Raw genomic sequence first — 15,272 nt, forward strand, 5'->3', positions numbered from 1 at the left:
TTTCTTAAGACTAATTATTTCGGCATACAATATATGAGTGAGATGAACAGTGTCGGCCGTTAACGAGCTGAATACTTTTTAGGATATTCAAATAAAAAGTTTTTGCCCTCTGCTTTAGTTACCTCTTCCCAATTTTTTATTTCAAATTTAATTCCAGATATCCCGCATGTTGGGATATTAATAATTGGTTCATCGCTTAGATAATTATTTAATAAAGTTAAAGCTGGGTTGTGCCCAACTAACATTAAATCAGAATAACTTTCTGGTGAAGAGTTTATAATGTTTAAAAGCTCTTTCCAAGTTCCCTCATAGATATTTTTATCGATATGAATTTTATTTTCAGGATAATTTAATTTGTCAGCTATAATTTTAGCTGTAGTTATAGCTCGAAGTGCGGGACTGGAAATTATTATATTTGGGTGAATTTTTTTCTTTGCAAGAAGTTCACCCATAAAATGAGCATCCTTTTCACCGCGTTTATTTAATGGCCTTTCAAAATCGGAGAGCAGTGAATTTTCCCAACTTGATTTTGCGTGACGAACTAAAAAGACTTTTTTCAAATTAGCAACTTTTATTTGTTATTAAGATTAATGGCATAATACGTTTTCTTGTACTTGGGAGACGAGTTTAGGGCTTAAAAAGGGTATGCCGAGATTCAGTCCTCTTAATATAAAAATTACAGCTAAGATAAGACCAAAAGCCGGCAAAAGTTTATTAACTTTTCTTCTTATTCTGATGCTTAGCGACTTACCAACTATTGAAGCTGACAACATGATAGGAAAAGTACCTAAACCAAAAAGTGCCATATAAAATGTGCCGCTTATAAAGTTGCCTGTAGATATAGCCCCAGCTATTCCTATATAAACAAATCCGCACGGAAGAAAGCCATTTAAGACGCCTATTGAAAAAAACGATAGGTTGGATTTAACTGAGATTGATTTTGAGAACAAAAGCTGAAAGTTTTCTATAAATTTTTTATAAAAAGTAAAGTTGGAAATTTTGTTCTTAATTTTATTGGGAGTGAGAATGTAAAGTATTATTACCGTACCAATGGTTATTGAAAGAGTTTGTTGCAGTCCATATAAAATAAGCCGGTTTCCGAACAAGCCGAATAACGCTCCCATAAAACTGTAACTTACTATTCTTCCAGCATTATATAATACTCTTCCAAAAATGATTTTGAATTTAGATGTACTTGGTAAAGGCAATGCAATTGCAATTGGTCCACACATTCCAATACAATGAAAACTTCCTAACAGGCCTATTAAAAATCCAGTCCATATTTCCATATTAATTTACCATAATTGTTGATTCATTATAATAAGAAGTGCCTAAATGATTCCATTCTATTTTTACTTTCCATAAACCTTTTTCAAGATTATCGGATGGAATGAGCTGTTGGCAGTTTTGGTTTAATGATAAGTTAATTGTAAAATCTTTTGTTTTATCAGAAGGTCTGTAAAAATTAATTTTGCCCGAAATGTCAGCAGGGTTATAACTTGCAGGAAATTTTATTTCTATGCCTTTCAGTTTTGTATCAATTGAAACATGCTCTGGTAATTTTTGTGTTCTTTGGATTTTATTAATTTGTTGTTGATAGACAATCTCTTTTGGGTAATAGTCGTCATCAACTAAATCTACTTTTTGGTTCATAAATATTATTACTAGAGTAACGATAAAAAGAACGAACAATCCGTAGACTATTGTAATTTTAACGCCCCATGAAATTTTCATTTTACTCTGCCTTCCCAAAAAATGATGTATTAATTACTTTTATCAGTTGTCCGTTTTCAACAATGCCTATTTGAATTGGTGTTTTAAGTCTGTTTACTTTTTCTTTTGGAAGAATTATAAGAAACTTCGCTTGGGCTACAGCCTGGGGTTCAACATTAAGGTCATTTCCAATTAGTTTTATCTCGCCGTTTAAGTTCATTACTTTTAATTTTGCCTGCATTGAGTTAAAAGTTTTATTAACGATTTTAATATCATAAAGGTTGCTTATTTTACCGCCTGGCTGTTCTTGATACAGCATGCCTGGGGTACGCAATATATTTATGTCGAAGTTTGTTCTTGTTGCCAATAAATAAGTTGTTAGCGAGAATAGTATCAGAAGGACAACACTGTATCCAATAGCACGAGGAGTAAAAATGTTCCTTTTACCAGTTTCAATTTCATTTTTTGATGCGTATCTAATTAAACCTTTTGGGCGATTAATTTTTTCCATTACTTTATTACACTCATCAATACACGCTGTGCAATTGACGCATTCAAGTTGAGTTCCGTTTCGAATATCTATTCCAGTCGGACAAACATCAACACAAAGCTTGCAATCAATGCAATCGCCTAAATTCTGCCTAACAGCTTTTTTTATTTTGCCTCTTGGTTCACCTCGTCTATAATCATAAGCTATCACTACAGAATTTTGATCAAGTAATACGCCTTGAAGTCGACCATATGGACAAACGAAAGTACAGACTTGTTCTCTAAATGAACTGTAAATCCAATAAAAGAAACCAGAAAAAATTATCATTGAAAATAAACCACCAAGATGTTGAGACGGAGAATCGGTAATAATTTTTTCTAATCTATCAGCCCCTATTATATAGGCCAAAAAGAAATTTGAAATTATAAATGAGATAGCGAAAAAAACTGCATGCTTTAGGATTTTTTTAGATAACTTTTTTGTATCTGTTAGTTGTTTCTTTGAATCGCCTTCAATCAAGTATTCTATTTTACGAAATACCATTTCCATAAAAATTGTTTGGGGACAAATCCATCCACAGAATAACCTTCCCCATATCACTGTAAAAAGGAAAATAGAAACAATAATGGTAATAATTGCTAAAGCCAATAGATAAAAATCGTGCGGACCGAAAGGGATGCCGAAGATGATAAATTTTCTGTCAATAAAGTTTAATATAAAGAACGGTTGACCATGCATTTTTATAAAAGGTGTTATGAATAAAAAAGCAAGCAAAAAGTAACTTACGATAGTTCTCGCTTTATAAAATTTTCCAGACGGTTTTTTAGGGTATATAAATTTTCTTTTACCTTCTTTAGTTACCGTTGAGACAGAATCTCTAAATATTTCTTTACCGTTAGGTTCTTCGAAATTCATTGATTGCCACTCAATTTTTATTAGATGTAGAATCAGATGTTTCAACCCATTTTTGTCCTTCCGGTGGTTTTGCATTAGAAGGATTAGTACCGTGTAACGAAATAACGTAGCTGGCAACCTCTTGAATTTTTTTAGGATCGAGCTGGGTCTGCCAACTTATCATTCCTTTTTGAGGTACACCATATTTGATGGTTTTAAAAATATTTTTTATTCCACCGCCGTGAATCCAATAATCGTCAGTCAAATTTGGACCTACCAAACCACCGCCTTCTGGGCCATGACACGAAACACAATTTTTAGTAAAGATTTCTTTACCTTCTTGCAATGATGCGGCATCTGTTAGTAGTGTTACTGTTTCTTCAGTAATAAGTGCACCAGATTCTGTTAAGATATGCTTTTGTAAATTAGCTTGTTCCATTTCTATTTTATATTCAGTCTCTTGTATTTTTCCATCAGAGAATACATGATATTTCAACATGTAAATTATGCTAAAAAGTATAGTTCCATAAAAAAGCAAATTAAACCATGGTGGAATTTTATTATCCAATTCTCTAATTCCATCGTAATCATGTTTCATTAAAATTTCTTGTTCCTTTTCAATAGGAGTAGATTTTGTAAGCCAATTTTTAATTGCAATTAAAGGTGCTATAAAAGCTTTGCCTTCACTATCATTTTTTTCAGAATAAACAACTACAAACCACAATATTAAAGCAATTACAATAATTGTAATTATTAGCATTGTTTTCATTACACTTTCTTCTGTACTGTTATTTTGTGCAAAAAGTAAAGATGCTGAAGAAAAGAAATACAAAAAGAAAAAAAACAGTTTATAGAATTTGTCAATTGCTCTCATTTTTAGTCTCGATATTTTTTTTATTTTCTAAGGGTAAGGATTCCATTTTATTAATATATTTTTTGTCTAATTTCAATGCCCAAATAACAATTACACTGAAAATTACAAAAAATAAAACAAGTGAAATAACGGGATAAATTGAAACACCCTCTATAGATGTTAAATAGTTATTAAACATAAATCACCTAATTATTTTTTTCTGCAAAATTGTTGACTTTTATATCAGTGCCTAATCTTTGCAAGTAGGCAATTAAAGCTATAATTTCTTTATTCGGGTCCGTATCGATTCCATTTTTAATTAAATCATCTGCAATAGTTTTTGCTTGTTTCATAAGGTCGTCGTTAGCGAATTTTTCATAGTCTTTTTCATAAGGTACGCCAATACTTCTCATTACACTAATTTTTTTAGCTGTAGTAGATGTATCAAGGTTTTGTTTTGTAAGCCAGCTGAAAGAAGGCATTATAGAACCAGGTGACATTGAACGAGGGTCTTCAAGATGAAGATATTGCCACAGGTTCGAGTATTTACCGCCTTCACGGGCTAAATCGGGTCCAGTTCTTTTACTTCCCCAAAGAAAAGGATGGTCGTAGACAAACTCACCTGCTTTTGAATATTCACCGTATCTTTCAGTTTCAGACCTAAAAGGCCTAACTAACTGTGAATGGCAGGACACACAACCTTCACGAATATAAATATCACGTCCTTGTAATTCTAATGGCGTATAAGGTTTAACGCTTGCTATAGTAGGAATATTAGATTTGACCAGGAAAGTCGGAATAAATTCTACAAGTCCTCCAATAAGAATAACAATTGTAGAAAGCAGTGTGAACTTAACTGGACGTTTTTCAAGCCAGCGATGAATCATGCCTTTTTTTATTTTATCTGCATCTAATATTAAAGAAGGAGCTTCGGCTGCCTCATTTTTAATAAGGGTACCCTCTTTGGCAGTTTTCACCAAGTTGAACACCATTAGAATTACCCCGCTTAAATAAAGTAATCCGCCGAAAGACCTCATCATATACATTGGAATAATTTGCAGTGTCGTTTCTAAAAAGTTTGGATATTGAAGTGTTCCAAGCGGTGTGAATTGTTTCCACATTAAAGATTGAGTAATGCCGGAGGTCCACATTGGGATAACATAAAACACAATACCAAGGGTGCCCAGCCAAAAATGTAAGTTAGCCATTTTTTTAGAATAGAGTTCAGTGTTCCACAGTTTTGGGACTAACCAATAAAGAATCCCGAAAGTTAAAAAGCCGTTCCAGCCTAATGCGCCTACGTGCACGTGTGCGATAGTCCAATCAGTAAAATGTGAAATAGCATTTACATTTTTTAATGAAAGCATTGGGCCTTCAAAAGTTGCCATGCCGTATGCAGTCACAGCTACAACCATAAACTTTAAGATAGGATTATCGCGAACCTTATCCCACGCTCCGCGTAAAGTTAGCAATCCATTTAACATCCCGCCCCAAGATGGTGCAATAAGCATCACAGAGAAGACAGTGCCAAGTGATTGCGCCCAATCGGGAAGAGCAGAGTAAAGCAAGTGATGAGGTCCTGCCCAAATGTAAATAAAGATTAAAGCCCAAAAATGTAAAATTGATAATCGATAAGAGTAAATGGGTCTATTTGCAGCCTTTGGTAAGAAATAATACATCAACCCTAAATAAGGTGTTGTTAGAAAAAATGCTACAGCATTGTGGCCGTACCACCATTGAACAAGTGCATCTTGAACTCCTGCATAAACTGGATAACTTTTCAGGAAACTTACAGGTACTTCAATTGAATTAACCACGTGCAAAATTGTAACTGTTACAAATGTTGCTATATAAAACCAAATTGCAACATACATATGTTTTTCACGACGTTTGATTATAGTCATCATCATATTTAAACCGAAAGCTAACCATACAATTGCAATTGCAATGTCAATTGGCCATTCAAGTTCAGCATATTCTTTGCTTGTAGTAATTCCGAGCGGCAGTGAAATTGCTGCGGCTACAATAATCAACTGCCAGCCCCAAAAGTGAAATTTGCTTAAAAAGTCACTCCACATTCTTGCTTTACAAAGTCGCTGCAGTGAATAATAAACACCTGCAAAAATCATATTGCCTACGAATGCAAAGATTACAGCATTTGTATGGAGCGGACGTATTCTTCCAAATGTTGTGTATTGTAATCCTAAATTTAACTCCGGGAAATAAAGTTGTATTGCTATGATGAGACCGACAAGCATTCCAACTATACCAAACACTACAGTTGCAATAATAAACTGCTTAACTATTTGGTTATCGTAGTAGAATTTTTCTACATCCATATTTATGAACTCCTTTTTTTGAATTCAGAATTTTGGTTAGATAAGTCATTATTACTTTTGTCTAATTCAGAATTTTGCGCTTGATGTGATATTTTGTTTTTTTCATTATCAAATAAAATTCTTATTGAGGGTGTATATTTATCATCAAACTGACCATCTTTAACCGCCCAAAGATAAGCAATAAGAAATCCCACAGCGATAAGAAGACTAAATGCAAGCAGAACAATTATAACAGACATTAAATTAAACCACTTTTCTTTGCAAAAAAATTAGTTGTAAAAGTTGTAAAAACCACAACAGAAATTGAACTAATGGGCATTAAGATTGCAGCGATAAGCGGGCTCAATAAACCCTGCACAGCAAAAGAAAGTCCAACTAAATTATACACAAACGAAATCACAAAACTTGCAATTATTATTTTTTCTCCTGTCTTACAAAATCTTAAAAACAAGGAAAGCTTTTTTAATGATGAAGCCTCTAAGATTGCATCACTCGATGGCGAAAAATTATTTGTATTTTCTGTGACAGAGATACCCACATTGCTTTTTTTAAGTGCGCCTGCATCGTTTAAACCATCTCCAATCATTAATACCTTTTTGCCTGCATTTTGAAGTGATCCCACATACATTAATTTTTGGTAAGGCGTTTGATTAAAAAAAATATTTTTTGCCAAACCAAACATTTGAAATAAATTATTTTTTTCAGAAGGATTATCTCCAGAAAGTATAGTGATGCTATAATTTCTTTTTAACTGTTCAAATAATAGTTTCAATCCATCTCTATAATTATTTGAAATTTTGTAATACCCTTTAACAACGTTATTTATTGAGATGAATACCTTAGAATAATAATCTTTTGGTAATTCAAAATTATTTGAGTTAACAAATTGTTGTGAACCTAATTTTATGCAATTACCAAAAATTTTTGCTTCAATGCCTTCGCCGGGCAATTCGTAATACTCATCGGGTTGGTAGTACTTTGTATTGATACTGTTAAATATTTTTTGGCTTAACGGGTGAGTGGAATTTCTCGTTGTACTTTTTATTAAAATTTTTTCGTCATCAGTTAGATTTGTTCCTACAAATTCAATTGTAAAATTTTTTTGTTCAGTTAAAGTGCCTGTTTTGTCAAACACAATTGAATCTATTTTAGCAAGTTCTTCAATTACAGCTGTATTTTTAATGTAAAACTTATTTTTACCAAAAATTCTTAGGATATTTCCTAACGTAAATGGGGTAGATAAAGCAAGCGCGCAAGGACATGCTACAATTAATACTGAAGTAACTGCAATCCAAATATAAGCTGGGTTTTTTAATGACCAGTAAATTGCGGAACTTAGAGCAATAAATAATACGATAAAGGTAAAATACTTGCTAACTTTATTTGCAAGACTTGTTACTTTTGATTCTTTTTGTTTGAGAAATGCTTTGTTATTCCAAAGCTGAGTTAAATAACTTTGAGAAATATTTTTGATTGATTCAACTTCTATAGCAGTTCCAATTTGTTTTCCGCCAGCATAAATTAAGTCACCATTTTTAATAGTTACAGGTGAAGATTCGCCGGTAACAAAACTGTAATCAATATTAGCAATTCCTTTAATTAGAATTGAATCCACAGCAATTATTTCATTATTTCTTATCAACATTCTTTCGCCGGGTTCTATTTTTTCAATAGGTATTGTGGTTTCTTTTCCATTTCTTATTACACACGCAGAAATAGGGAAAAAGGATTTATAGTTCCTTTCGAAATTCAAAGCATAATATGTCTTGTTCTGAAATAATCTTCCGATTAGCAAGAAGAAAACGAGTCCTGAGAGAGAATCAAGGTAGCCTGCCTGATTATAAAAAACGATGTCTACAAAACTTCGTATAAAAAGTATTAGAATTCCCAAAGAAACAGGGACATCAATATTTACTATTTTTTTCTTTAATCCTTTTATTGCAGAAATATGATATTCATTAGCACTGTAAAAAAATACAGGTAACGATAAGAGCAGCATCAAATAATTAAATAGTACATTTAAATTTTGTGATTCTGTCTGTGTTATCGATAGATACTCGGGAAAGCTAAGCAGCATTATATTGCCAAAACAAAATCCAGCAATGCCAATTTTATAATACAGTTTTTTTGTTTGTTCTTGAGAGGTTTCTTTTTCTTTGTCCTCTAAATTTAATTGTGGTTCATAGCCCAAAGAGTTAAGTAGTTGGACAATATTTTTAATTTTAGTTTCAGTAGGATTAAAGTTAACAGTTAATCTTTTCTTTAAGAAATCTACTTGTGAGTTTTTTATTCCGTTATTTAATTTGTAAAGACTCTCTAACAACCATATACACGAACTACAATGCATTTGCGGGATGAAAAATGTAATACTTGAGAAATTTGAGGATGAAAAGTCAACTAATTTTTGTTGGATGGTTTCATCATCCAAGAAATCGTAATTCTTATGTACATGATTTTTTTGCGAAACACCTGGTTTTTCTTCTAAAGAGTAATAAGTACACATTTGATTATTATTGAGGATTAAGTAGACGTTTTTGCACCCATTACAGCAGAAAACTTTTTCGTCAATTCTTATTTCATTATCAACGCAATCTTCCCCGCAATGAAAACACTTAACTTCTTTTGCTTTTTCTTTTGTTATAGTCTCTTTCAATTTTATTGAATATTTATTAGGAAATGAATTCTACAACTGCTCACAAATAATGCCAATTAAACACACAAGACAAATAAAATTTAGTAAAAAAAATTTAGATAAATTATCGTAATTTATTAGAAGAAAGCTCTCTTTTACTCCAATTATTCTCATCAATTAGAAATTGGGGGGTTAAAAATTACGAATTAGGAATTAGGAATTAAAAATTAGGAATATGTAGTGAATATCAACTCCTTATTCCTTATCCCTCACTCCTAATTCCTAATTTCTAATTCCTAATTCTTAATTTCTTCATTTCATCTAAATCATATTTATTATTTTAGTAGTAACTTTGAATAATCATTAAGGAGAATAAAATATGAGCAGATTAGAGAACAAAATTGTTTTTATTACTGGTGCAACATCTGGTATTGGGAAAGCCTGTGCCTATGCTTTTGCTAAAGAAGGGTCTAACTTAGTAATTAGTGCTAGAAGGTTAGATTTAATTAATGAAATTGCAAAAGATATTACAGAAAAATACGGAGTAAAAGTTTATGGTTTTAAACTTGATGTAAGAAACAAGCAGAATGTTATTGATGCAATCAAATCAATTCCCACAGAATTTAAAGCGGTTGATATACTTATTAACAATGCAGGACTTGCGTTAGGTCTAAATAAATTTTATGAAGACGAGCTTGAAAATTGGGATGTAATGATTGACACTAACATAAAAGGACTGCTTTATGTTACCCATGCAATTTTGCCTGGAATGATAGAAAGGAAATCCGGGCATATTATAAACATTGGTTCTATTGCTGGTCACGAAGCCTATCCAAAGGGAAGTGTTTATTGCGCAACAAAATTTGCAGTAAATGCAATAACGCAATCATTGAGAATGGATACAATTGATAAGGGAATTTTAGTTAGTACAATTGATCCTGGCCTAGTAGAAACGAATTTTAGTAATATTAGATTTTTCGGTGATAAGGAAAAAGCGAAGAATGTTTATAAAGGGCTAACACCGCTAACAGGTGAAGATGTAGCAGATGCGGTGGTATATTGTGCTTCCAGGCCGCCGCATGTAAATGTGGCACAAATAACTTTATTAGCTGCGCAGCAAGCCAGCGCAATGGTAGTTCATAGGGAAAATTAATTGGAAGTTTGTAGTAAATAAGGGGTTGGCAAGAAAACAATGATATTTCACTGCTGTCCAAAATAATTTTGAAATCAAATCCCGAAGGGATAAATTACCAAATAAATTTAGAAAACTTTAAGATTTTGGACTATTCTACTTGTCTTGTAAATCAATCCCTATCTCGTCCCTACGGGACTTTTAACTTCAGTTTGATATTTATTTATTCTATAACTATATAATCCCTAAAGGGATTACATTGGTTTAAGCATAATCAAGGCTTTATTGTCCAGTCAGGACAAAATATTTATAGGATAAAGAACAAAGAAATAGATTAAGTCCATTTAGGGACGAAATAAAAAATATATTGGACAGATATGGATATTTAGCAAAAACACAAAGTAAACGCTCTAATTTTGTACTTATCTTAAACTTTTGTATTTAGCTAATCCCCATTATTTTGATTTTTCTCAAGCATAAAACAAACTTACATCGCCGGCCCCTTCGCGAATTACTTCGGGTTCATCCCCGCTTAAATCTACAATACTTGAAGGCTTACCTTCTAAAGCACCTGCTGAAAGCATAAGATCAACTTGAGTATTAAAAATAAGACGTATCTCCTGTGGGTCGTACAACACTTCACCTTTTCTGTTGGTTACACTTGTGCTTACAATCGGATTTCCTAATTCTTTTGCTAAAGAAAGTGCAACAGGGTGATTAGGGATTCGAATGCCTACGGTTTTTCTTTTTGTCCACAATTTTTTAGGTACTTCCTTAGCGGCAGGTAAAACAAATGTGTAAGGACCCGGTAGAAGATGACGCATCGTTTTATAAGCATAATCAGATACTTTTGCATATTTAGAAATTTCTTTAAAATCCGGAATAATAAAGCTAAATAATTTCGTTCCAGATTCGTGCTTAATGTTGTAAACTTTTTCTAAGGCTTCTTTATTATATATATCGCAACCTAATCCATAAACCGTATCAGTAGGGTAAATAATTACCCCACCGTTTTTTAATACTTCTACAGCTTTATTAATATAACGCAACTGCGGTGTAACTGGATGTAATTCATAATATTCCATATCCTCCTCCTTAATTTTCAGTTTATAGCGGGCTATAATTATTTTTTGCTATAAATTTGGTTATTAGTAAAATTATTTTATGTTGATAATTTGAACGGCACTTTTGATAAGTAATAAAAAGTTTAATAGCAAAATAATACTTGTTATTTAATTGTCAACTGTAAAGTGGATATTTTTTATATATTTCTTTATCGCCTAAATTATTTTTGGGTTTTTAGTGAGCATTAAAAGTCTTCCAAAACAGGTAAAAATTTTAGGTCTAATCAGCTTTTTCACCGATTTTGCTAGTGAAATGCTGTATCCAATCACCCCGATATTCCTCACTTCATTCCTTGGCGCTTCAATGAGTTTAGTAGGATTAATTGAAGGGTTAGCTGAACTAACCGCAGGAATTCTTAAGGGATATTTTGGAATGCTGTCTGATAAAATAGGTAAGCGTTCAATATTTGTTTTTGGAGGCTATTCTCTTTCGGCCTTTTCGAAACCACTGCCGGGAATTTTCCCCCGAATTGTAACTGTTATCTTTTCTCGCATTGCTGATAGAATTGGTAAAGGTATGAGGACTTCCCCCAGAGATGCACTTCTTTCAGAATATTCTAAAAATAACAGTGGTGCAATTTTTGGGTTCCACAGAAGCATGGATACTTTTGGAGCTGTTGCCGGTCCGATTGCTGCAATTATATATTTATACTTTCATCCAGGGGGATACATTTCACTTTTCCTTATTGCATTTATTCCTTCTGTTATTGCTATTTATTTTGCTTCTAAGGTCAGAGACAAGTCAACTGTTGTCTTTAGTAAAGAAAAATTTGATTATAAAGATTTTTGGAAAACAGCACCAAAAAATTACAAAATAATATTAATCTTATTAACTATTTTTTCTCTTGTCAACAGTAGTGATGTTTTTCTTATTCTTAAATCAAAATATATAACACATTCAGATAATTACGCGATTACTGGATATATATTTTATAATATAATTTATGCTTTCTCTTCCTATCCTTCAGGTATTCTATCAGATAAATTTGGGAAAAAGAAAGTCCTTGCTTTTGGTTTATTAATATTTTCATTTGTTTATTTTGGATTTGCATTTAACAATAATTTATTACTCATGTTCATTTTCTTCGCTTTTTATGGTTTGTATGCTGCAGCAACAGAGGGAATTTCAAAAGCATGGATTTCAGATATAATAATCCCTCGATATAAAGGAAGTGCCATTGGACTACTGAACTCTTTTGTTAGTGTAGCTGTTATGATAGGTTCTTTTGGTGCAGGGGTTATTTGGGATAAATTTGGCTCAACAGCACCTTTTTTAGTTTCAGCTGTTGTATCATTTGTAGTTGCAACAATTTTTTTCTTTATGAAAGATGAAAATAGGGTGCAAGTACTTTCTAAATCATAATTACTTTTTTCTTTTAATGCTTGCATCGGTGGGTCGTACTTACAAATTGATTTTTAGTATTTTACGAACAACAATTTCAAAATAATTACAAATATGGAGAAAAAACTTGCAGTTGTTGCCGTTAGCGGGGGAATGGATAGTTGTGTTACTGCAGCTATAGCTAACCAATCTTACGAGCTAGCTTTGGTGCACGTAAATTATGGACAAAGAACAGAAAAGAGAGAGTTGAAAGCTTTTAACGATGTTGCCGATTATTATAATGTAGAAAAAAGATTAGTAGTTGACTTCTCACATTTCTCAAAAATAGGCGGTTCGTCTTTAACAGATAAAAATATTGAAATAGCAAAGGCAAACTTGCAAAGCTTTTCATCTACTAACGTTGAAGCAAAAGAAATCCCAACTTCCTATGTCCCTTTCCGAAATGCGAATATACTCTCAGTTTGTGTGAGTTGGGCTGAAGTTTTAAAAGCAGAAGCGGTTTTTATTGGCGCAGTCTATGAAGATGCAAGCGGCTATCCAGATTGCCGTCCAGAATTTTTTGAGGCCTTTGAAAAAATGGTTGACTTAGGTACTAAACCTGATACTAAAATAAAAATTGTAACACCTATAATTCATTATTCTAAAGCAGATATTGTGAAAAAGGGAATTGAACTTGATGCGCCGCTTCATTTAACGTGGTCTTGCTATCAAAACGAAGAGGTAGCTTGTGGTGTGTGTGACAGTTGTGCTTTTCGGTTAAGAGGATTTCAAATGGCAGGCGTAGAAGACCCAATTCCTTACTTAAATAAGCCTAACTATTTATGAATGCAGATTAATTTACAAACTGCTAAGAGAGCACTTAATAGTTTATGAAACAGTTCAACTTAAGAAATAAGAAATAATAAACTATGGTCGACAAGCTTAAACTTCTTGAGACATTTCCAAACCCAAATCCAGAACGTGATTACACAATAATTCACACAGCTCCAGAATTTACTTCATTATGTCCCAAAACTGGGCAGCCGGATTTTGCAACAATAATTCTCGAATACATTCCGGATAAACTTTGTGTGGAACTAAAATCATACAAATTTTACTTGCAGTCTTATCGAAATGAAGGGATTTATTTTGAAGCAGTAACAAATAAGATATTAAATGATTTGATTGAACTGTTGCAACCACGTTATATAAAAATAACAGCTCGGTTTAATACACGTGGCGGTATTCATTCGGATATTATTGCAGAACAAAGACGGAAAAAATTGAAAAAAAAGTTCGTTTGACTTCCATGTTTTTTCGCTTGATGAGTTCTAAAGTTATTTTTATTAATAAAAGGAGAAAAAAACATGGCAAAAAAAATAATTAAAAGGAGCTGGGCAGAGCCCTTCAAAATTAAGGTTGTTGAACCAATTAAAATGACAACGAGAGAATATCGTGAAAAATGTGCAAAAGAAGCCGGTTACAATACTTTTTTATTGAAATCAGCTGATGTTTACATAGACCTTTTAACTGACAGCGGTACGAATGCAATGAGCGATTATCAATGGGCTGGAATGATGATAGGTGATGAAGCATATGCCGGTAGCAGGAATTTTTACTACTTATGGGATAATGTGAAAAAATATTATGGTATGCCTTATTTTGTACCCACACATCAAGGCAGGGCTGCAGAGCATTTGATTTCAAAAATAATGATTAAGCCAGGAGATTACATTCCCGGCAATATGTACTTTACTACAACAAGACTTCATCAAGAGCTTGCCGGGGGTACGTTTGTCGATGTAATTATAGACGAAGCCCACATCCCTCAAAACAAACACCCTTTTAAAGGAAATGTCGATTTACAAAAATTAGAAGACCTGATTAAAAAAGTCGGTGCTAAAAAAATACCTTATGTTAGTATAGCTGGACCGGTTAATATGGCCGGCGGACAGCCAATTTCAATGCAAAACTTAAAAGAGGTTTCTAAACTTTGTGATAAATACGGCATTAAACTTTGGTTTGATGCTACCCGCGCAACAGAAAATGCTTATTTTATAAAAGTAAGAGAAAAAGGCTATGAGAATAAATCAATTGCGCTGATACTTAAAGAAATGTGTTCTTATTTTGATGGATTATGGGTTAGCGCAAAAAAAGATTTAATGGTTAATATTGGGGGCTTTTTAGCAACGCGAAATAAAAAAGTCTACGAAGAAGCGCGCAATATGGTTGTTGTTTATGAAGGACTTCATACCTACGGCGGTTTAGCCGGCAGAGATATGGAAGCTATGGCCCGAGGTATTGAAGAAATGGTCGAGTTTGATAATATAAAAGCAAGAGTTGGACAAGTAGAATATTGCGGAAAGCAGCTCGAAAAATATGGCATCCCAATGGTTTACCCTTTCGGCGGTCATGCAATATTTCTCGATGCAAAAAAATTTTTGCCTCATTTAAGACAAGATGTTTTTCCAGCTCAAGCACTTGCTAATGAAATTTATGTTGATTCTGGAGTTAGAGGAATGGAAAGGGGTATTGTTTCTGCTGGTCGAGATCCTAAAACCGGTCAGCACAGATACCCTAAACTAGAATTAGTTAGACTTACCTTTCCTCGAAGAGTCTATACTCAAGCTCATATTGATGTAATGGTTGAATCAATTGCTACCGTATTTCAAAATAGAAAGCAAATTAAAGGATTGAAAATGGTCTACGAGCCAAAGTATTTAAGATTTTTTCAAGCACGATTTAGTAAATTGTGAACTGAATTAAGTAAAATA

At 32.9% G+C, this 15,272-nt stretch carries 15 protein-coding genes; 5 read left to right on the top strand and 10 right to left on the bottom strand.

From position 1 onward, the window contains the following. Positions 1–59: 59 nt before the first annotated feature. The 9 genes from ABRY23_04465 to ABRY23_04505 are packed head-to-tail and all read right to left on the bottom strand — an operon-like array spanning position 60 to position 8,942. Positions 60–560 (bottom strand): histidine phosphatase family protein, encoded by a 501-nt coding sequence (locus ABRY23_04465; GenBank protein ID MFA3782300.1) that lies wholly within the window; start codon positions 558–560, stop codon positions 60–62. Positions 561–587: 27 nt separating this feature from the next. Next, entirely contained in the window at positions 588–1,289 is a 702-nt protein-coding gene (locus ABRY23_04470) for a sulfite exporter TauE/SafE family protein (GenBank protein MFA3782301.1), read from the bottom strand. Position 1,290: 1 nt separating this feature from the next. Then, positions 1,291–1,734 (bottom strand): FixH family protein, encoded by a 444-nt coding sequence (locus ABRY23_04475; protein MFA3782302.1) that lies wholly within the window; start codon positions 1,732–1,734, stop codon positions 1,291–1,293. A gap of 1 nt (position 1,735) precedes the next feature. Next, the gene (gene ccoG / locus ABRY23_04480; protein MFA3782303.1) at positions 1,736–3,118 is read right to left on the bottom strand and encodes a cytochrome c oxidase accessory protein CcoG; all 1,383 of its coding nucleotides are present in this window, start codon (positions 3,116–3,118) and stop codon (positions 1,736–1,738) included. Between the two features lie 10 nt (positions 3,119–3,128). Continuing rightward, positions 3,129–3,971, bottom strand: coding sequence for a cbb3-type cytochrome c oxidase N-terminal domain-containing protein (locus ABRY23_04485; GenBank protein MFA3782304.1), 843 nt, complete (start codon positions 3,969–3,971; stop codon positions 3,129–3,131). After that, positions 3,958–4,149, bottom strand: coding sequence for a cbb3-type cytochrome c oxidase subunit 3 (locus tag ABRY23_04490; protein ID MFA3782305.1), 192 nt, complete (start codon positions 4,147–4,149; stop codon positions 3,958–3,960). Before ABRY23_04490 ends, ABRY23_04485 begins: the two co-directional genes overlap by 14 nt. 7 nt (positions 4,150–4,156) lie before the next feature. Next, positions 4,157–6,289 carry a cytochrome-c oxidase, cbb3-type subunit I gene (gene ccoN / locus ABRY23_04495; protein MFA3782306.1) on the bottom strand — a complete coding sequence of 711 codons (2,133 nt, stop codon included), beginning with the start codon at positions 6,287–6,289 and terminating at the stop codon, positions 4,157–4,159. A gap of 2 nt (positions 6,290–6,291) precedes the next feature. Further along, a complete protein-coding gene (gene ccoS, locus ABRY23_04500; GenBank protein MFA3782307.1) occupies positions 6,292–6,528 on the bottom strand; it encodes a cbb3-type cytochrome oxidase assembly protein CcoS in 237 nt (78 codons plus the stop codon). After that, positions 6,528–8,942 carry a heavy metal translocating P-type ATPase gene (locus ABRY23_04505; GenBank protein ID MFA3782308.1) on the bottom strand — a complete coding sequence of 805 codons (2,415 nt, stop codon included), beginning with the start codon at positions 8,940–8,942 and terminating at the stop codon, positions 6,528–6,530. The genes ccoS and ABRY23_04505 overlap by 1 nt, the downstream gene beginning before the upstream one ends. 358 nt (positions 8,943–9,300) lie before the next feature. Here ABRY23_04505 and ABRY23_04510 point away from each other — a divergent pair, with 358 nt between their 5' ends. After that, positions 9,301–10,074, top strand: coding sequence for an SDR family NAD(P)-dependent oxidoreductase (locus ABRY23_04510; protein MFA3782309.1), 774 nt, complete (start codon positions 9,301–9,303; stop codon positions 10,072–10,074). 449 nt (positions 10,075–10,523) lie between these two features. Here ABRY23_04510 and ABRY23_04515 read toward each other — a convergent pair whose 3' ends face one another. Further along, entirely contained in the window at positions 10,524–11,138 is a 615-nt protein-coding gene (locus ABRY23_04515) for an L-threonylcarbamoyladenylate synthase (protein MFA3782310.1), read from the bottom strand. 217 nt (positions 11,139–11,355) lie between these two features. Here ABRY23_04515 and ABRY23_04520 point away from each other — a divergent pair, with 217 nt between their 5' ends. From ABRY23_04520 to ABRY23_04535, 4 genes are all read left to right on the top strand, one after another. Continuing rightward, positions 11,356–12,540: an MFS transporter gene (locus tag ABRY23_04520; GenBank protein MFA3782311.1), complete on the top strand. Its 1,185-nt coding sequence runs from the start codon at positions 11,356–11,358 to the stop codon at positions 12,538–12,540. 93 nt (positions 12,541–12,633) lie between these two features. Beyond that, positions 12,634–13,344, top strand: coding sequence for a 7-cyano-7-deazaguanine synthase QueC (queC, locus tag ABRY23_04525; protein ID MFA3782312.1), 711 nt, complete (start codon positions 12,634–12,636; stop codon positions 13,342–13,344). 83 nt (positions 13,345–13,427) lie between these two features. Then, positions 13,428–13,802, top strand: coding sequence for a preQ(1) synthase (queF, locus tag ABRY23_04530; protein ID MFA3782313.1), 375 nt, complete (start codon positions 13,428–13,430; stop codon positions 13,800–13,802). 63 nt (positions 13,803–13,865) lie between these two features. After that, positions 13,866–15,254: a tyrosine phenol-lyase gene (locus ABRY23_04535; protein MFA3782314.1), complete on the top strand. Its 1,389-nt coding sequence runs from the start codon at positions 13,866–13,868 to the stop codon at positions 15,252–15,254. Positions 15,255–15,272: the final 18 nt, after the last annotated feature.

It is taken from the genome of Melioribacteraceae bacterium 4301-Me (assembly GCA_041538185.1).
GTDB lineage: Bacteria > Bacteroidota > Ignavibacteria > Ignavibacteriales > Melioribacteraceae > Pyranulibacter > Pyranulibacter aquaticus.